Here is a 19116-nt window from a genome sequence, read left to right as displayed (position 1 = left end):
GCGTTGAACGCCGCGATGATCACCACGTTGACCTTGCCTCATATGAAGGCATTTACTGTAAAATTGACAAGGGTATTTGTTAGCCATCGAGTCAGCTGCAGTGGGTCGATCGCTACTGTGGGGTGTCTTTCAAACACCCGGGGGGTTGCATCTTGCAGCATATACTTAGCCGGCTCGAGTGCTAGTTTGCCGCGGCGTTCTTCAAGTTCAACCATTTCGGCGAGCAAGTGCTCACGCGTACCTAAACCTATGTTCCCCGATAAATTCAGCTCGGTAGGATAAGCGGGTTTATCCAATACATGTAATAGGGTCACAGGGACATTTAATTGCTCAGCAGCCCAGCCACTGGCATCACATACGGCCAAGGTTGCTTTTGAACCGTCAATACAGGCAATCACATTTGTCATCTACACCTTAGTGCTATTGCAGCAATGCAGATTATTGGCGCCATCGTTTTGAGTGTAGCGCCTTATAACGCGCTAACTATTGTTATGCGCGCTGGAGATGTATCGGTAATTGCTCCATTTCGCTATACTCGCTTGCTTTTTCACTTTAGCGCTGGGAATTTTTATATTTGGAGAATCCCCAAGTTTGCTGACGTTACTTAGCAACCTGCGCATTGTATTAAGTGGTGGTGTACCCTAACCCAAACCCGTAAAACCGTTGCCGCATGCATCATCAAGAATGGGGCATGATTTTAGTTTAATTAGGGGTTAATCGAACTCAGAATTGGGCAAAAGTGGGGTTGAGATATTGATTAACTCAGCTTACTTGGTATTGGTTTAGCTTGATTTATAACGTAGCTTCATTTGAACTTATTGCCTGCAGCATGTGAGCTACAGGACGTAGTAAATGTCGCGATCACAGGGATGTGAAAGAGTGACCTTAGTGCAGATGATTAAGCGAGACGCCAGCTCTTGATGTTAAAATCAGCATCCCTGTGGGCTTAACCAAAACATCCCTGTTTGGATACTCGCTGACTCATCTACACCGGTAATTTAACTCTCTTCGATTTAGCCGCATAGTTGTCTATAGATGAAAGCTAAATAGGAAAAGCTCAAATCTAATTAGCTGACTTATTTTGGGGCATAAATGAGTTTGTCTGCTTAATTGAAAATGTACAAATTCAACTCTGAACTTGAGGACGTTGAAGAAAATAGCGTGAAGCTCACATGGATGTGAGCTTAGCTTTCGCGGTACAGGATGTACCATCGGAAGTGTTAGCATTTTCGAATAAGTCCGAAGAACACTAAATGAAGTTAAAAGCTGGATCAATCCCCATGGCGACCTTTTCTCATCTGTTGTTTAAGTAAATAAGGAAAATGTTGCGGGGCGGCTGGGCCAATTATTTTATAAAGAATAAAGAGGGAATAGCCGTTGATTTCCTCTTAGTCTGGTGTGGGTGAAGCGCCACGACGTTAGTGGCCGCAGGCCATAGCCTAAACACATAATGGGGCAGAAATAAGTTCGATCACAAGGTCTAACTCAAGGGATATTGATTTGCAAAAGTATCACAATAGAATATACGGTAACACCCAAATCAGTTGCCCAGTTGGCGTTACTTGGCTTATATCTTTCTAAATACTGTGATCAAATAGAACAACCTTTGGTGGCATAATTAAGCACTGGTAGACCTGTACCTTTGGACTTAAATAAATACCTTTATATTTAAAATAATATGTTGAGTTCAAAAAAATGAAAACAACTTAGGCTTGTTTCTTTGCTCGATCATTGCCTTTTAAAGGGCTACATACTTATTAGCTTTGTACCTTTTAAAAAGCGGTTGCATACGTTTCACCAAACACCTGCTTTTTTGTGAAAAAAATAACCCGCGAGCACGGTACGTGTGCTGCGGGTTACACATAAGCTATTGCAGGTTGAGACTATTTAGCCGCGTTGCGTGCTTCAGTAAGCCAACCGTTCCATTTATCTTGGTTTTTGGCAATCCACTCATCCACGTGGCCTTGAATATCCTGCGTACTCTTTTCGCCTTCGTTCATCCGAGTGTTTTGTTCGTTGATATCGCCAAGTGGCAGAGTGAATACCTCAAAAAATTTCCTTGCTGCCGGATTCTGCTTAGTGAATTTTTTGTTGGCGACTATCTGGATGTCAGAAACAACAAAACCAAGTTTTACCGGGTCAGAAACCGCACCTTCAATTCCACTTACTGTCATCCGTTCAACACCAGAACGTTGAGCTTCGGATGGCTTAATTTCAGGCACGTTTATCCAGACAACGTCCTTGCCTGGCTTCAGTTTGAAAATGGTCCAGTTTGGTGCCCAAGTATAGAAGAATATTGGTTCACCATTGTTATAACCCGCCATCGCTGATGCCATTCCTGCTGCATATGAAGCGGTCACCGGATTGATAGCATCTTTGAGATCGTATACATCCATATGGTGGCTGATAACTTTTTCACATCCCCAGCCTGGAGGGCAAGCGGTCAAATCGGCTTTGCCATCACCATTGGTATCAAATGCTTTTTTCACCTCAGGACGTTTAAAATCCTCCAGAGAGGTAATATTATATTTATCTGCCTCTTTCTTAGACACCAAATAGCCCTGCAGACCACCGGCCTTAACAACATAACCAACTTTCTCACCTTTGTCGTAAAACCCTTTCGGCATCTGGCCGTCATGATTTGGAAACCAGCCATTGGTCCAGTAATCTACATCACCGAGAGTCAGTGTTTTGTAAAAGATCGGATTCGACAGATCTTTAGGTTTTTCCACATCATACCCAAGAGTTTCAAGACCTCGTCGCACCAGAGCTTCCTGAAAAAAGCCGGTGTCCCACGTGGCCCGTGCAGGTTTGACGGTTATGCCTTCTCCTGGCTGGTGATTATCGGCAAGAGCTGCTGACCCGGTCATGGTCATTGCAGCTAAAGCTACACCCATTATTACTTGCTTAATTCTCATTTTCGTTCCTTATTTTTTTGTTGCCATAGATTGGGTCATTCTCTTTAAATGATTGCCAATAATAGACCTGTGCCTTTGAACTTAATTAAGCACATTCATTTTTCTTATGGGTTATATTTTAAATAATGTGTTGAATTTGAAAAATATGTTCAGAACTTAGGCTTGTTTCGTTGAAAAAACATCATTCCCTCTTAAAGGGCTACATCATTATCAGCGTTGTACTCTTGCTTGAAAGCAGGTCCAAACATTTGACGAAACAATTGGTTTTTGTGAAAAAAAATAACCCGCAAGCACTGTACGTGTGCTCCGGGTTATAAATAAGCTATTGTAGGTTGAGGCTACTTCGCAGCGTTGCGTGCTTCAGTAAGCCAACCGTTCCATGTATCTTGGTTTTTGGCAATCCACTCATCTACGTGGCCTTGAATGTCCTGCGCACTCTTTTCACCATCGTTCATCCGAGTGTTCTGTTCGTTGACGTCGGCAAGCTGCAGGGTAAAGACCTCAAAAAATTTCCTTGCTGCAGGATTCTGCTTGGTGAATTTTTTGTTGGCGACTATTTGGATGTCAGAAGCAACAAAACCAAGTTTTACCGGGTCAGAAACCGCGCCTTCAAGCCCACTTATCGTCATCCGTTCAACGGCAACACTTTGGGCTTTTGTTGGATTAATTTCAGGCACGTTTATCCAGACTACGTCCTTGCCTGGCTTCAGTTTGAAAATGGTCCAGTTTGGTGCCCAAGTATAGAAAAATATTGGTCCACCATTTTTATAACCCGCCATCGCTGATGCCATTCCTGCTGCATATGAAGCTTGCACCGGATTGATAGAATCTTTGAGACCGTATACATCCATATGGTGGGTGATTATTTTTTCACATCCCCAACCTGGAGGACAGGCAGTCAGATCGGCTTTACCATCACCATTGGTATCAAATGCTTTCTTCACCTCTGGGCGTTTAAAATCTTCAAGGGAGGTAATATTATATTTGTCTGCGTCTTTTTTAGACACTAAATAACCCCCTAGACCACCGGCTTTCATTACATAACCAATCTTTTCAGCCTTTTCATCGAAATTGTTCGGTAGTTGATCGTTATGCATTGGAAACCAACCATTGGTCCAATAATCAATATCACCGAGAGTCACTGTTTTGTAAAAGATCGGATTCACCAGCGTTTTGGGTTTTTCCACATCATAGCCAAGAGTCTCAAGACCTCGTGCCACAAGTGCTTCCTGAAAAAATCCGGTATCCCACGTGGCTCGCGCAGGTTTAACGGTAACGCCTTCTCCTGGCTGGTGATTATCGGCAAGAACTGCCCCTGTCATTGTCATTGCAGCTAAAGCTGCACCAATTACTACTTTTTTAAGTATCATTTTCCGTCCTTATTTTTTTTTGGTTGCCATTGATTGGGTTATTCTATCTAGAATGATTGCTAATAAAACAATCGCTAGACCGCCAACGGTGGCTAGACCAATATCGAGTGTATTCAAGCCGAGAACGACAGGTGCCCCGAGGCCTCCTGCGCCAATCATAGCGGCAATCACCACCATGGAAAGCGACATCATGATGGTCTGATTAAGGCCCGCCATGATGGTCGGCAGAGCGAGTGGTATCTGAACTTTAAGCAAAACCTGCGAACTTGTTGCCCCAAAGGCGAGCGCAGCCTCGACCAACTCTGGATGCACCTGCCTGATACCAAGACTCGTCAATCTGACGAGCGGTGGCAAGGCAAAAATTATGGTTGCCAGAACACCGGCTGTATTGCCAATGGAAAAAAGCATCACTATGGGTACCAGATAAACAAAGGCTGGCGTTGTCTGCATCGCGTCCAAAACTGGCCGTAGAATGTTATTCACACGATCACTGCGACCAGCCCATATGCCAAATGGCACCCCAACAACGGTGCAGAACACAACTGATGAAAAGACCATGGCAAGGGTTATCATGGTTTCTGGCCAAAATCCAAGTAGACCGATGAGAACTAATGATGCGACCGTAAACCCCGCAAGTTTAAAACCTGAAACCCGCCAAGCAATAATGGCAAACACCACAACAACAAGGAGAGGCGGAGTTGCCAATAGACCGTCCGATACGCCGGACAGAATAAAATCTACTGGCCACTTGATCATTTGGAAGAACCATCGATATCCTTCAACCAACCAGTCAACAAAACTGGTGATCCAAACATCCAAGGGAATCACTCTTTCATCAAAACTGAACATTATATAAAACTCCTGAAGAAAGTATTCTAGGGTGCTGACTGCTCAAAATAGGTCCCCTTCTCTGCACGATTCAAGGTGCGAAGGAAGAGGTTTTTAGAAACAACGCCGCGATATCTACGTTCTGAATTTACTACCGGAATAGGCCAAGCATGTGATGCTACCAGTGGCAAGATATCCTGGAGACTATCGGTTTCCTGAACTGATTCTGCATCGCCCAGAAAAGCATGTTCAAGTTTGCTGGTACCATTACCTTTATCAATAACGTCGCGCAGTGAATCTGAAGAGACAACACCCAAAAACCGATGTTCTGAGTCAAGAACATAGGCAAATTCTCGATCTTTCATGCTCAACATTTCCAAGGTGGCTCGCGGGCTGCCTGCTTTAGTATGCCAGACGACCGTTGGCTGGCTATCGCGAACAATGTCCCCGGCGGAAATAACACCGGTTGGATCCACGCCCCGGAAAAATGCCCGGACATAATCGTCAGCAGGGTTCTGCAGAATCTCTTCTGGCGTCCCCACTTGAATGACTCGCCCGCCCTGCATAATGGCAATTCGGTCACCGATCCGTAATGCTTCGTCTAGATCATGGGAGATAAAAATGATAGTGCGCTCATGCCGATCTTGGAGTTTCAGCAGTTCATCCTGCATCTCTGTTTTGATAAGAGGATCAAGCGCCGAAAAGGCCTCATCCATGAGCAGGATTTCCGGATCTACAGCGAGGCCACGCGCCAATCCGACCCGCTGCTGCATACCACCACTTAATTCATTTGGATATGCATTCTCCAAGCCTTCAAGTCCGACTTGTTTCAAAGCATCTAAGGCTCGCTCCTCACGCTCTTTCTTATCCATACCATCAAGTTCGAGGCCAAATGCAGCATTCTCCAACACGGTCTGATGAGGCATAAGAGCGAAGGACTGAAAAACCATGCTGGTTTTACTTCTGCGGAACCTTACTAGCTCATCCTTGCTCATTTTGAGAATATCTTCACCATCAACTAACACCTCTCCAGATGTTGGTTCAATAAGCCTGTTCAGCATTCGTACGAGCGTTGATTTTCCTGAACCGGACAGACCCATAACGACAAAAATTTCACCTTTATTCACTTCAAAGCTTGCACCTTGCACAGCAACAGTAAGTCCTGTCTGTTCGTAAATTTCTTCTTTGCTTTTCCCTTGTTCCAGTAACTTTACCCCTTTGCGAGGCTCGGAACCAAAAACCTTATAGAGGTTTTTTATAACTATTTTTTCCATATCATTTTCTTCCATTACGCTCATTTACGTCGCTCTGCTTTATTGCACAAACTCTACATAAAAAGCACATGAATAGATCCTGCGAGGTTAAATATTTACGGTACATTTGCTAAATATTTTTGTATACAATAATCCCTAACTGACCTATTTGTCAATGTATACTTACCCTTGAAAAATTATAACCACTTGAAAGCAAAGGTTTTAACTAGGTAATACAAGGCTGTTCTTTGCTTGATATAAGGCTATTCCTTGGTTAATCTAAGGATATTTCTTGGTTAATATAAGGGTGTAATTTGGTTAATATAAGGGTCTTACTTGGTTAACTTAGCTGCTTATATATTATGTTAATTCCTGCATATTATTTTAGTTCATATTCTTTAATAATGCCCCTTATTGGGAGAAAGTAATTATTGAAAAGTGGATCAATTTTTCTAACAAAAACTATTGAAAAGTAGAGAATAGTCAAAGCAAGAGGAAGACAGAGTATGCGAACAAAAACTTACCATATATTAATCGATAGCTTGTGTTAGTTACCCAATCAAAGTGTACTGCGGATCATGGATCCGCAACCGAGTTATCCATAGTCTAAACAAGAGACCAGCTTGGCAGCGTATTCATCCGCTAAGGTAAATCATTTTCTAAGGTGATTATATTGGCCCATTAAGCGCAATTTCATCGACAATGTGATTATGATGAGTACTGCTTTAATTGAGCTTTTTTTATTCTTTGAAGAGAGCTCAACAGCCACATCATTAAGCCGCAGGCAAATAACCCATCTCGTTAGCAGTGCACTTTGTGCGATAACAATGCCGTCCACCCAAGGGCCGGAACATTGCACTCAAGCACCGATCATGACCTGATCATTTGGCGATATATCCATCAGTAATGCTTGAATTAATGCGGCTAATCCTACACTGCAGCCAATAAATAAAATCAGCCTATACAATAACCAAATATTATCGTAGGCACGGACATAAGCGAGGGGAAATATAATGGAACACACTATTGCGATTCCGGTGATGTTTAAGGCAGCAATATCGGCCGCAAGTACTATAGCGGCACCACAATAAACTCCGAGAGGTAGACCACTTAAAAAAACGAAATACAATTGGCTGTTCAAGTGATGTCGCCATGGCACTTAAGCCATTAGAGATAAACATTAATATCAGAAAACAGCTAAAAATGGCGTTTTTTATGGTAGCCGTGATCAGCATTAAAATGGGCATACCCAACGGCCCTATCCCGTAAACACTAATAGCACAACCGCTCTGTGATGATGAGGAGGAAAATGTTTCGTTGATTTATGGCAGCATTGGCATCATCGAAGACGCCGATAATCCCAAAAGAAAGGTGCTTAACGCTAATGCCAGCAAAATGGCGCTAGGCCCCTGTGTCAGGATTGTTGGGGACGTCCATCTCATCACCCATTCTTCTAATCAATAACACAGTCTTTTTCAGCATTGATTGCGATAGCCTTGCGAGGCTTTCAAACACTCAACTTAAATGACATTTATCAATAGATTGAGTCTAGCTAAAGAAATGTGTGGTATGGCTAATTCAAACTAGGACGCTCTCTTTCCACTTAACATCCCTTACTTTTTATTTTAAAACTTTAGTTTCAAACTTAATTGCCATTCTTCACCAAAGTCTTTCTGAATACGTGAATTGATATAAAGGGTAATCGCCATAGCTATCAATGCGCCAAGACTTGCCAACGCCATATCTTTATGTGCATCCCAAATATCGCCCTGCGTCCCCAAATACGCCATCCCTATGTCTCCACCAAATATCTCTGCGGCGCCCCACTCAACCAGTTCATATAGCATCGAGGTTGCCATAATGAGATTTAAAGGAGCAAGATAGCTCCAAAATCCTTTCATACCAGCAATTCGGCAATACAACTCTCTGATAGGGGATGCCAATAAAAGGCCGTATAAAAGATGAATCAATCTATCAAAATTATTCCTGGTCCATCCCATATATTCATTAAGGCTAAAATTAAAATACGACGTTAAAAATGCATCATAAGGAACATTAGAATAAGTACAATATGAACCTATTTCATGTAGGCTCATAAATACAAATATAAAACCATAAGAGACTCTCGATAATGGACATTTCTTATAGGATATAGCAATAAGGATGACAGATACGACGACCAGTACATTCTCAAGCGCCCAATCGGCTCGATCATAAGGCGATATAGAAAGTACTAAGCATTCAATAGCAAAGATGATTGAAAGGATTAAAAAATATTTTTTATGTTTCATATTATGTTTAGTCATTGTGAATTAAAGTCTTTTTATAGGGCTGCTAAAGGTCAGCTGTAGACTCCTTCCGACCCAATACCATCTTAAATCTGGGGTTCAATACCGAGTATTAACACCACAAGCAGGAGGACAAGAAACACCTAAGGTTAATATCAGATTAGCTGGTTTTTTATGCTATCACGATATATTGACAAGACTAATGTTTACTTACATCAATGGATTGCTCAATCCATTTATACGCAAAAAATGAAAATATTATGCTTTTTCATTTAACAATAACTCCTTTGAACGGTATTCGCCGTGTATATTTCACAATCTCAAGCAAAATTGATGGTTTAACGCTAAGAATTAAACCTTAGGCATGCTAACACGTTCAAAATATTCGAATAAAAAAGTAAAGCATTAATGTTTGTGGTTACTTTCATGCCGATTGAACCTTTGATCGAGACGCACAGTGTCACCAAACAGCTAAACAACAAACCGTCGCTGCCCATCTCCATTTCGACAGAATACAAATAGGCCCAAGTCGTTAAACTTGGGCTTATTTACAGGTTATTTTAAACGGGTGATTACCTTATGTAGAACCCTGATTACTTAGCGAGATTGCGCAATACATAATGCAAAATACCGCCATGTTGGTAGTAATTGAACTCATTGGGGGTATCAATACGGATTTTCGCTTCAAACGAATCTTGCTTACCCGCTTTGTCGGTCGCAGTTACCTTGACTGTTTTCTGACCAGCACTCACGGCAGGAATACTGAATTGCTCTTCACCAGTGAGCTTCAGCGACTCTGCACTGTCATCTGGCATAAACTGCAAAGGTAAAATACCCATTCCAACCAGGTTCGAGCGATGAATACGTTCATAACTTTGGGCAATGACCGCTTTAACGCCCAACAGTGCGGGCCCTTTGGCTGCCCAGTCTCGTGAGCTACCCGTGCCGTATTCCTTACCGGCAAGCACGATACAAGGAGTGCCCTGTTGTTGATAGTGCATGGCAGCATCAAAAACTGTCATCGACTCACCATTAGGCATCAAGCGTGTCCAGCAGCCCTCAGTACCCGGAGCCAGCAGATTTTTCAGTCTGACATTGGCAAAGGTTCCGCGCATCATCACTTCATGGTTTCCGCGGCGCGAACCGTAAGAGTTAAAGGCCTTAATGGCCACACCAGCCTGTTGTAAATAGTCTCCAGCAGGACTGTTTGGGGCAATAGATCCCGCAGGTGAAATATGATCGGTCGTGACCGAGTCACCCAATTTGAGTAAACAACGGGCATTGTCGATAGCCATTATTGCTGGTATCTCAGCGCTGATCCCGTCAAAGAATGGCGGTTGTTTAACATAGGTGGAATCCGGCCAATTATATTTCTGACTCTGCACTACCTCGAGTCCTTGCCAGTCGGCATCGCCACTGTAAATATCGGCATAACGGGACACAAACATATCGCTTTGCACCGCGCTGGCCATGACCTGTTGGATTTCCTGATTGTCCGGCCAGATATCTTTTAAATAGACGGCCTTACCATCAACATCATCGCCAAGTGATTCACTGACCATATCGGCCTTCATATTACCGGCCAGTGCATACGCCACCACAAGGGGCGGCGATGCCAGATAATTAGCTTGTACTTCAGGATGAATACGGCCATCAAAGTTACGATTTCCCGATAACACCGAACACACCTTCAACCGGCCCTGCTGTATCGCTGCGCTGACGGGCTGAGGTAAGGGTCCGGAATTGCCAATACAGGTGGTACAACCGTAGCCAACTAACTGAAACCCTAAGGCATCCAAATCGACATTGAGACCCGATTTAATTAAATAGTCTGTCACCACCTGCGAGCCAGGTGCAAAACTGGTTTTCACCCAAGGCTTAACCTGTAAACCTTTTTGGCGGGCATTTCTGGCCAATAATCCGGCGGCGATTAACACTGATGGATTGGAGGTATTAGTACAACTGGTAATCGCGGCAATCACCACCGCCCCAGCTTCGAGGACAAAGTCCTTATCTCGATACTGGCAGGCAACGCCTGTGTTGCCATCAGCGACCGGCGCAGAGGGACCACCTTCGCTTGACAGTTCATCTTTACCTACAGTTTCGATTTGATTAACAGGGATCTGGCTGTCCAGCCACTGACGGAAACTGACACCCGCTTTATCAAGTGCAATCCTATCCTGCGGCCTTCTTGGACCGGCGATAGAGGGCACAATACTGCCCAAATCTAATTGTAAACTGGCGTGATAACAGGCTTTGTTCTCAGATGCGCTGCCCCACATGTCCATCTCTTTAAGATAAGCCTTTATGAGCTCGATCCGCTCAGGATCACGACCAGTAAGGGCTAAGTAATCTACAGTTTGCTGATCGATCGGGAAAATACCACAGGTGGCACCATATTCAGGGGCCATATTGGCAATGGTCGCCCGATCGGCTAAGGTCAATTGATCGACCCCTGCACCAAAAAATTCAACAAATTTTCCTACCACCCCAAATTCACGTAATTGCTCGGTGACCGTTAAGACCAGATCGGTGGCCGTAACCCCTGCAGGTAACTTGCCGATAAATTCAAAGCCGACAATCTCAGGTAGCAGCATGGTAACGGGTTGGCCTAACATGGCGGCCTCAGCCTCAATGCCCCCCACGCCCCAACCCAGTACGCCCAAGCCGTTGATCATGGTGGTATGAGAATCTGTACCTACCAAAGTGTCGGGGTACAATAAGTTATCATCCTCTTCTTTGACAAAGACCACCCGAGCCAAATATTCTAGATTGATCTGATGCACGATACCGCGCCCTGGCGGCACCACTTTAAAGTTGTCAAAGGCCTGCTGACCCCAACGCAGAAACTGGTATCGTTCACGGTTACGCTCGATTTCGATGGCGGTATTTTTTTGCATCGCACCGGTTTCGGCAAATACATCGACCATAACGGAATGGTCAATAACCAGCTCAACCGGATTGAGTGGATTAATAGCATCAGCATTACCCCCTAATGTTTCGATAGCATCACGCATCGCGGCCAAATCGACTACCGAAGGTACACCGGTAAAATCCTGTAAAATGACCCTAGAGGGCACAAAAGCGATTTCAGTTTCTGACCAGTTATCCAGATCCCAGCGTGCCAAGGTGTCAATATCCTCTGGCTGGACAAATTCCGAATTCTCATAACGCAGAAGATTTTCTAACAATATTTTTGCCGCAAAGGGTAAGCGGGATAAGTCATAGTGTTCGGCTAATCGGTCAAAGCTATAATAGCGGAAATTTTTTCCATTACTTTCAAGCTGTTTCAATAATTGCATCGAATTTTTCATCACTGATCTCCCAGTAAACGTTTAGTGGCACTTCATGCTAAGCTTAATTAACACCCTAACATATCCACATCAAAATCGACGCGGAAAATCCTATGAGCAAGATGCGTATAGAACATGACAGTATGGGTAATATCCAGGTACCAGAGGATGTTTATTATCAGGCGCAAACTCAACGCGCACGGGATAACTTCCAGTTTTCTGAACGGCGTTTTCCGGTAGCGGCGTTACTCGCCTTACTCGATATAAAATTAGCAGCAGCACAAGCCAATAGCCAGCTCGGCTTGCTTGATAGCACCATGGCAACAGCCATTCAGCAAGCCATTACTGCCAGTAAAAAGCTTGATTTTTCGCAGCATTTCCCGATTGACCTATTCCAAACGGGCTCCGGCACCAGTTCTAATATGAATGTTAATGAAGTGATTGCCAGCCTCGCCAGCGACATTTTGCAGGCAAAAGTTCACCCCAATGATCATGTCAATATGGGTCAAAGCAGCAATGATGTCATACCTGCCTGTATTCACATCAGCACGGTTAGGCGTTTAAAGGGGCAACTGCATCCGGCCATTATGGCTCTGAGTGACAGATTGCAGCATTTGGCTGTGCAGCATTCAAATCTGGTCAAAACGGGTCGCACCCATTTAATGGACGCCATGCCCATCACCCTAGGTCAGGAGCTGCAATGTTGGCAACAACAACTCAACAGTGCTCAAGATAGGATCCAGCAGGTGGAACTGACCTTGAATTATTTACCTTTGGGCGGCACAGCCGTCGGCACGGGGGTTAATTGCGATCCACGTTTTGCCGAACTGGCTTGTTACTACCTGCAAATGCAAGATCCGCATCCCTGGCAAGCGGCGGCAAACCCGGCCTTGTATATGAGTAGTCAAGATCACACTCTAGCCATGGCTTCGGCGCTCAAAGGATTAGCGGTCACCTTAATGAAAATCGCCAATGATTTGCGCTGGATGAATTCCGGCCCTATCGCCGGATTACACGAAATTAGCTTAACGGCGCTGCAACCGGGCTCATCGATAATGCCCGGCAAGGTCAACCCTGTGATCCCCGAAGCCATAGCCATGATTGCCGCTGAAGTGATGGGTAATGAAGCTACCATAACCATCGCGGCTCAATCGGGTAATTTTCAGTTAAATGTCATGCTGCCACTGATTGCCGATAAGTTGCTATCCAGCATCGATTTATTGACCCATGCCTGCCAAGCCATGACAGACAAAGTGTTTGCCGAGTTTCAACCTAATGTCGATAATTTAACCCAAGCATTGCAGAAAAACCCCATTCTTGCCACCGCACTCAATTCAGTACTGGGCTACGATATGGCCGCTAACATTGCCAAGCGTGCTGATGCAGAGCATAAATCTGTTTTAGAAATTGCACTTGAAGAAACCGAACTGGGCGAAAGTGAACTAAAAGCCATACTCGATCCCTTGCATCTGGCAAAACCCCATCAATAACAGGTATGAATAGGTATGAATAGGCCATAACGATTGGTAACAATAGCGAAGGAAGTAAACACCTAGGGGAAACCTGCTGTGAGGAGCCTCATGCAAGGTATTGAGGGCGCGAGAGGTTAAATAACTCCGGCTACCCGTTTATGACAGTTTATTCTTTGTGCCTAGATTCTTTTTCAGATTTTCTCCAGGCATCCTCGAGGGCTTTATATGAATCTAAGAACCCTTTTTTCATCTGGTCCCACGAATTGGCAGAACTGGTTTTCATGCTGCCATACCATTGGGCAACTTGATTGCGTTGCTTGCGAACAGTCTTAAGGTTCTCACGAGCTTCATTGCGCGCGGCCTCGCTCATTTTGTCCCAGTTTTGATCAATCGCCGCCTCCAGCGTATCGATTCGTTTATCCAGTTTATTCAGGCCCTCTTTTGCTTTTATAACCGCCTCATCTCTTTTATCAGCAGTATATGAGTCGATGGCGGCAAGTAAATCCTGCGTTTCTTTTTTAACCTCTTCTAATGAAGTATTGGCGTTTTCCGTTTGGGCATAGCCCAATGGAGTCACACCCAATATGCCAACCAATATCAATGCAAAGACGTGTGATTTCATTTGTAACCTCCTTTTAATGATTAGCAACCATAGTGAAGGATGTTTACTTGAATCTTGAAGTCGCAGACTTAAATGCATGACCAAGAGAATCCCACGCACTATCAATACCTACTTTAAGGTCCTCCCAAGCATCGTCACTCGCGTTCTTAAGCTCGGTAAGCTTATTGGTGGCAGTTACCTGCATAGCTTGCAGTTCTTCAATTTTTTTATAGTATTCAAGTTGTTTATCAGCTGCTGCACCGTCGGCTTTTGCTCTGAGTTTGTTGATCTCCGCACTCCACTCGTCTAATTGCGCCTGTAATTTCTTTTCGTATACTTGTTTCATACTCATCATTATGTTCCTGTTAATAAATGGATTAATAACCGTTTTACACTACTGTTTTACACTACTAATGTGTCGAATTTTTCGCTTTCACCGCCTTTACTTTTACAGGAATGAAAGTTAAATGATATGACGTCTAAAAAAAGCATATTAGTTTTTAATGGGATCGTCAAACAATCACCTGCCCATATTTATCAAGCTCTACTATGCTTTTATTGCCTTTCACTGCCTCATGATAATGCCAACAAGCGATCAAATAATACAAAGGTTTAAATGGTTTTAATGTTAGCGTCCTTGCTTGAGTCCTTGAGTCCTTGAGTCAACAAAAGTATTTCATACTGAAGAGGATTGACCTCAACGATCTATGCCATTTTCATCAAGAATAGAATGGATCATTTTTCGAACCTGCGCCCTTATGGCATCATGCTGGGTTCGTTCATGCCAAATTTGAAACACATTCACAGTCGCTAGTTGTACTGGACTACTAAAGCGCTGTAAGTTAGCAAATTGATCCATGGCCTGATCGGCAACTGAATCGAGACAAGTCAATATAAAATCTGATTGACTCACTATCTGTGCAGGGATCATAAAGCTTGATATACCAGAGATAACATTTCTCTGTTTTCCCATCAGTGACAAGGCTTTATCAACAACACCATTGAGATCTCCCGTGAGTGTGGTCACGATATGTTTGCATTCTAAATAGGTCTCTAGACTGAATTTGTTACCTATCGTTGGATGGTCTTTTCTGGCTAACACATTCAATCGTTCTTCTTTTAACTTTTGCTGATAAAAAGTACTGGGGAGATCTGAGTAAAATCCAGAAATCGCGATATCACATTGGCCATTTTCTAGCATTTTTCTGGGCAATTTCCCCTGGGTATTATGAGTCACAATCTGCACAAAAGGCATGATTTTTTGAATTTCAGATAGCAATTTAGGTAGCAGGATGCTTTCCATATAATCGGTTGTATAAATATGGATCACATCTTTCACTTTATCTAAAGGAACGTCTAATTCAGATTGATAAAAGTGTTCTAGCTCACTCACCAAGCGAGATATTTGTGGCGCAATAGCATGTGCCTTAGGTGTTGGAACCAGGCCTTTTATTCCCCTAACGAATAAGGGATCGTCAAACTCCTTTCTTAACTTATTGAGCCTATGGCTCAGTGCGGGTTGGCTTATCGCCAATCTTTCTGCGGCTATCGAGGCGAGCCCTTCTTGATACAAAATCTGAAACAGATAGAGAAGATTAATATCACGATTTCTAATATTCATATTTTGGAAGTCAGTTATAAATTATATTCAATTTTTAATTATATAGATTAGCTCTATAATGTACATGAGTTAAATAACCGCTTAGCTGAAGACAAAATCGAATACGCTTGAGCACAAAGACTCACTCTCAGCGCTATATTTTATTTGACGCTTGAGCAAGTAACAAAAAGCTGTGATTCACTGACTATTTGAGTTTGCGATGATGCTGTTAATACTATGATAATACTTATCTTTGAAGACAATAGACGCTTTAGCTATAAAATAATTGCCATCGTCGACATCGACAAACACTGGGCAAACTCAAGATAACTATCACTCATGCTCAACAGTAAATCGTTATCGCTTTAGCAACAGCTCCTGACGGTCACACAATGGTTCTGATCTAAAGAGACAAATCTGAAAATAACGCTAAAAGGTTTTAAAAAATGATAAATAATTTATCCAAGGTTTTGCCAATGCAAAAAACGTTTACGGGCCTACTACTGACACTCGTAGTTTCAGGTTGTGGTTTATTAGAAAACACCAATACCGACCAAAACGTCGAAAAGGCAGCCCCTCTTGCTCAGCTAGAAACCGTTCTTGAACTGCCTTTTCGCCCTGGTAATGTGAGTGCCACAAAATCCGGTAGAGTCTTTGCCACAGTCCACCCGTTTGCTGGTGAACAAGGTGTACAACTACTGGAGGTGACGGGGCCAAACAGCTATCAACCTTGGCCATCAAGCAAGGTGCAGTCCCCAAAAGGTCAATACAGTGAAAATACCATTGATACACCACTGGGTATCACTAAAGATAAGCAAGGCGGTTTGTGGATCGTAGACATGGGACTGCATATCGGTAAAACCCGAATTTGGGGTTTTGATATCGACAGTGGTGAATTAATCAGCAAAATTGTTCTGCCAACGGATATAGCACCTGCTAACAGCTTTGTTCAGGATTTAGTGGTAGACCGTGAAAGAGGTTGGGTTTATTTAGCCGATTTGGCCAATCCCGGCATACTCGCGGTGGAATTGGCAACCAATAAGGTCCGACGTTTTGGCAACCACCCATCATTAAAGCCCGAAGTTAACGCTAAAATGGTGATTAATGGTCAAGCCGTCATGTTTGGCGGTAAGCCAGCCAACACAGGCATCAACCCAATCACCTTATCTGCTGACGGAGAAACATTGTTTTTCGGTGCAATGAATGGCAGAACTTGGTATAGCGTACCGGCTAAATTGTTCCGTGATGGTGTATCGGATGACGTTATTGCCCATCATATTACACGCGTAGGTGAGAAACCGATTTCAGACGGTGCCACAACGGATAGCTTTGGCAATCATTTCATTACTAACTTAAATGAAAATGGCATCGATAAGTTGAGTGCTAACGGAGTGTTTACCCCATTTATCAGAGATGCTCGCCTAAATTGGCCAGACAATGTATCGGCTGATGATAACGGCTGGCTCTACATTTCAGTCAACCAACTGCACAAATCTCCGCGCTTTAATGACGGAGCGGATATAGGCAAAGCGCCATATTATATTTACCGTGTATGGGCTAATACTCAATAAAGTCAGTCGTTATTTACACTTAACATTAATCATTTTAAATGATTGATTAACAGTATCGAACTCGTACTATTTTCAGAATATTTACGATGAATTTAAAAACCGGCAAATGATGTAGAGAAGTAATCAACATGACCAGTAATTTATTCCAATCATTCCAATTGAATGATGCAATAACACTACAAAACAGAATTCTTATGGCACCACTCACTCGTTGTATGGCAGACGATAATTTGGTGCCAACCAAAGCGATGGCTGACTATTATGCCCGTCGTGCCGATACCGGTTTAATTATTTCAGAAGCGGTCGTCATTCGACCGGACGCTCAGGGAAACCCTAATGTACCGGGTCTGTTTACCCCTGAGCAAATTGAAGGATGGCGACAAGTTACCGATGCAGTCCATGCCAATGGAGGGAAAATGTTCGCTCAGCTATGGCATACCGGTAGACTTGCACATTCTTATTTTTATGGTGGCGGTGATATTTTAGCCCCATCAGCACTAGCGATTGAAGGCACAGTGCCTCGTCAGCGTGAATTAGTGTATGAAACACCTAAAGCCGTCACAATAGAAGATATTGAACAACTGATTAAAGATTATAGTCAGGCAGCTGCAAATGCTATTGACGCCGGTTTTGATGGTGTTGAAATTCATGGTGCAAATGGTTATCTCGTTGATCAGTTTCTTCACCATAGTAGCAATATTCGCCAAGATAAATTTGGTGGTTCGCCTGAAAATATGACCCGCTTTCCATTAGCGGTTGTTGATGCCATTTCAGAGCGTATTGGTGAACATCACACCGCACTTCGCCTATCACCCGGCGCTTATCATTATATGGAAGAGGACTCTCGTGACCGCCTCGTTTTCGACTACCTGCTTGCTGAGCTTGAACAACGCAACTTAGCTTACCTACATGTTGGGATTTTTGATGACAGCATGATCTTTACATCATTGGATGGCAGAGTATCAGCATATATGCGTGCTCATTACAGCAAGACACTTGTGGGTGTGGGTAGCTATACGCCACGAACCGGGAGCCTGGCTATTAGCGAAGAAAAATTTGATTTACTTGCCATAGGTCGTCCGCTTATTGCCAATCCTGATTACGTTACCAAAGTAAAAATGGGCGAAGCGTTAATTGAATTTTCAGACGATATGCTCTCGCAATTGATTTAACCTTACTTATGAGCTGAAATATTAGGTATTCCCTATATATTTCAGCTAATAAGCCTCAATAACAAGTCTATTTTCAGTGAAGGATTCACTCACGGGCCTCCCAATGAGTGTCTATTCCGACAGTGTATAAACGTCTATTTAGGTAAATAAATATGAGCAATAAATTGACAATCGTAGCAAGAATTGAAGCTAACAACGACAAAGTCGAACGGGTTAAAGCTGAGCTATTAAAGCTAATTGAACCCACGTTAAAAGAAACGGGCTGTATTCAATATCACTTACACCAAGACAACGAAAAACCTAGCGTATTTGTATTCTATGAAATATGGGAAAGTCGAGCGCTTTGGCAGCAACACCTGAGCAGTGTTCACATTCTTGAGCATAGAAGTGCCGTCGATGGTGCTATTTCATCTTTTACCCTAAATGAAATGACTCATCTATAGCATCTTACATGCAGCTAACCTATTTAAAATAAAGACTTTAGTGGCACAATGTCGTTAGGAGTAATATAAATATAACTAATATAAATAGCTCCCATATAAATAGGACAAATATAAATAGAAACCATGTGATTATTTTATTATATGCACAAGATTCATTAGCAATAAAAGCGCACGTTAATCGTTATTAACGTGCGCTTTTATGTGTGGCAGCGCTTAACCTAAATTAATGATATATACTCAAGTGAATTCAAACTGCAGGTTTTAATTTCTGAAAGTTATCATTAATTGTATCACCGAGTGTATCGGC

At 43.1% G+C, this 19116-nt stretch carries 14 protein-coding genes and 1 pseudogene; 4 read left to right on the top strand and 11 right to left on the bottom strand.

Going from position 1 to position 19116, the window contains the following annotated elements; genetic code table 11:
- Positions 1 to 38: 38 nt before the first annotated feature.
- The 8 genes and pseudogenes from AAEY93_RS12095 to acnA form a co-directional block, all read right to left on the bottom strand.
- Positions 39 to 407 (bottom strand): universal stress protein, encoded by a 369-nt coding sequence (locus AAEY93_RS12095; protein WP_233768589.1) that lies wholly within the window; start codon positions 405 to 407, stop codon positions 39 to 41.
- A gap of 1476 nt (positions 408 to 1883) precedes the next feature.
- A complete protein-coding gene (proX, locus tag AAEY93_RS12085) occupies positions 1884 to 2918 on the bottom strand; it encodes a glycine betaine/L-proline ABC transporter substrate-binding protein ProX (protein ID WP_124012742.1) in 1035 nt (344 codons plus the stop codon).
- 338 nt (positions 2919 to 3256) lie between these two features.
- A complete protein-coding gene (gene proX / locus AAEY93_RS12080; RefSeq protein WP_124012743.1) occupies positions 3257 to 4288 on the bottom strand; it encodes a glycine betaine/L-proline ABC transporter substrate-binding protein ProX in 1032 nt (343 codons plus the stop codon).
- A 9-nt stretch (positions 4289 to 4297) separates the two neighbouring features.
- The gene (locus AAEY93_RS12075) at positions 4298 to 5137 is read right to left on the bottom strand and encodes an ABC transporter permease (RefSeq protein WP_101033190.1); all 840 of its coding nucleotides are present in this window, start codon (positions 5135 to 5137) and stop codon (positions 4298 to 4300) included.
- A 26-nt stretch (positions 5138 to 5163) separates the two neighbouring features.
- Entirely contained in the window at positions 5164 to 6390 is a 1227-nt protein-coding gene (proV, locus tag AAEY93_RS12070; protein WP_101034765.1) for a glycine betaine/L-proline ABC transporter ATP-binding protein ProV, read from the bottom strand.
- 687 nt (positions 6391 to 7077) lie between these two features.
- Positions 7078 to 7811: pseudogene (locus AAEY93_RS12065) on the bottom strand (hypothetical protein).
- Between the two features lie 183 nt (positions 7812 to 7994).
- Positions 7995 to 8660 (bottom strand): DUF2238 domain-containing protein, encoded by a 666-nt coding sequence (locus tag AAEY93_RS12060; protein ID WP_351077176.1) that lies wholly within the window; start codon positions 8658 to 8660, stop codon positions 7995 to 7997.
- A 590-nt stretch (positions 8661 to 9250) separates the two neighbouring features.
- Positions 9251 to 11971 carry an aconitate hydratase AcnA gene (gene acnA / locus AAEY93_RS12055; protein WP_351077173.1) on the bottom strand — a complete coding sequence of 907 codons (2721 nt, stop codon included), beginning with the start codon at positions 11969 to 11971 and terminating at the stop codon, positions 9251 to 9253.
- Between the two features lie 92 nt (positions 11972 to 12063).
- Here acnA and AAEY93_RS12050 point away from each other — a divergent pair, with 92 nt between their 5' ends.
- Complete coding sequence (locus tag AAEY93_RS12050; RefSeq protein WP_351077170.1) at positions 12064 to 13440, top strand: lyase family protein; 1377 nt, start codon at positions 12064 to 12066, stop codon at positions 13438 to 13440.
- Between the two features lie 148 nt (positions 13441 to 13588).
- Here the strand turns inward: AAEY93_RS12050 and AAEY93_RS12045 are convergent, their stop codons facing one another.
- The 3 genes from AAEY93_RS12045 to AAEY93_RS12035 all read right to left on the bottom strand — a co-directional run bounded on the left by AAEY93_RS12045 (position 13589) and on the right by AAEY93_RS12035 (position 15644).
- The gene (locus AAEY93_RS12045) at positions 13589 to 14044 is read right to left on the bottom strand and encodes a hypothetical protein (protein WP_351077167.1); all 456 of its coding nucleotides are present in this window, start codon (positions 14042 to 14044) and stop codon (positions 13589 to 13591) included.
- Positions 14045 to 14087: 43 nt separating this feature from the next.
- Complete coding sequence (locus tag AAEY93_RS12040; protein ID WP_232772099.1) at positions 14088 to 14369, bottom strand: sll1863 family stress response protein; 282 nt, start codon at positions 14367 to 14369, stop codon at positions 14088 to 14090.
- Positions 14370 to 14720: 351 nt separating this feature from the next.
- On the bottom strand, positions 14721 to 15644 hold the full coding sequence (locus AAEY93_RS12035; RefSeq protein ID WP_351077164.1) for a LysR family transcriptional regulator: 924 nt from the start codon (positions 15642 to 15644) through the stop codon (positions 14721 to 14723).
- 455 nt (positions 15645 to 16099) lie between these two features.
- Between AAEY93_RS12035 and AAEY93_RS12030 the strand changes: the two genes are divergently transcribed.
- From AAEY93_RS12030 to AAEY93_RS12020, 3 genes are all read left to right on the top strand, one after another.
- On the top strand, positions 16100 to 17194 hold the full coding sequence (locus AAEY93_RS12030) for an L-dopachrome tautomerase-related protein (protein ID WP_351077160.1): 1095 nt from the start codon (positions 16100 to 16102) through the stop codon (positions 17192 to 17194).
- Between the two features lie 128 nt (positions 17195 to 17322).
- Complete coding sequence (locus AAEY93_RS12025; protein WP_124012746.1) at positions 17323 to 18366, top strand: alkene reductase; 1044 nt, start codon at positions 17323 to 17325, stop codon at positions 18364 to 18366.
- 152 nt (positions 18367 to 18518) lie between these two features.
- On the top strand, positions 18519 to 18809 hold the full coding sequence (locus AAEY93_RS12020; protein ID WP_124012747.1) for a putative quinol monooxygenase: 291 nt from the start codon (positions 18519 to 18521) through the stop codon (positions 18807 to 18809).
- Positions 18810 to 19116 lie beyond the last annotated feature (307 nt).

It is taken from the genome of Shewanella sp. CAL98-MNA-CIBAN-0140, assembly GCF_040309905.1.
GTDB lineage: Bacteria > Pseudomonadota > Gammaproteobacteria > Enterobacterales > Shewanellaceae > Shewanella > Shewanella psychromarinicola.
This window is presented reverse-complemented; position numbering and strand designations above follow the sequence as displayed.

What these genes read in the sequence shown, in the direction of transcription:
- AAEY93_RS12095 (WP_233768589.1), bottom strand. Translation starts at nt 407, where the DNA reads ATGACAAATGTGATTGCCTGTATTGACGGTTCAAAAGCAACCTTGGCC.
- proX (WP_124012742.1), bottom strand. Translation starts at nt 2,918, where the DNA reads ATGAGAATTAAGCAAGTAATAATGGGTGTAGCTTTAGCTGCAATGACC.
- proX (WP_124012743.1), bottom strand. Translation starts at nt 4,288, where the DNA reads ATGATACTTAAAAAAGTAGTAATTGGTGCAGCTTTAGCTGCAATGACA.
- AAEY93_RS12075 (WP_101033190.1), bottom strand. Translation starts at nt 5,137, where the DNA reads ATGTTCAGTTTTGATGAAAGAGTGATTCCCTTGGATGTTTGGATCACC.
- proV (WP_101034765.1), bottom strand. Translation starts at nt 6,390, where the DNA reads ATGGAAAAAATAGTTATAAAAAACCTCTATAAGGTTTTTGGTTCCGAG.
- AAEY93_RS12060 (WP_351077176.1), bottom strand. Translation starts at nt 8,660, where the DNA reads ATGAAACATAAAAAATATTTTTTAATCCTTTCAATCATCTTTGCTATT.
- acnA (WP_351077173.1), bottom strand. Translation starts at nt 11,971, where the DNA reads ATGAAAAATTCGATGCAATTATTGAAACAGCTTGAAAGTAATGGAAAA.
- AAEY93_RS12050 (WP_351077170.1), top strand. Translation starts at nt 12,064, where the DNA reads ATGAGCAAGATGCGTATAGAACATGACAGTATGGGTAATATCCAGGTA.
- AAEY93_RS12045 (WP_351077167.1), bottom strand. Translation starts at nt 14,044, where the DNA reads ATGAAATCACACGTCTTTGCATTGATATTGGTTGGCATATTGGGTGTG.
- AAEY93_RS12040 (WP_232772099.1), bottom strand. Translation starts at nt 14,369, where the DNA reads ATGAAACAAGTATACGAAAAGAAATTACAGGCGCAATTAGACGAGTGG.
- AAEY93_RS12035 (WP_351077164.1), bottom strand. Translation starts at nt 15,644, where the DNA reads ATGAATATTAGAAATCGTGATATTAATCTTCTCTATCTGTTTCAGATT.
- AAEY93_RS12030 (WP_351077160.1), top strand. Translation starts at nt 16,100, where the DNA reads ATGCAAAAAACGTTTACGGGCCTACTACTGACACTCGTAGTTTCAGGT.
- AAEY93_RS12025 (WP_124012746.1), top strand. Translation starts at nt 17,323, where the DNA reads ATGACCAGTAATTTATTCCAATCATTCCAATTGAATGATGCAATAACA.
- AAEY93_RS12020 (WP_124012747.1), top strand. Translation starts at nt 18,519, where the DNA reads ATGAGCAATAAATTGACAATCGTAGCAAGAATTGAAGCTAACAACGAC.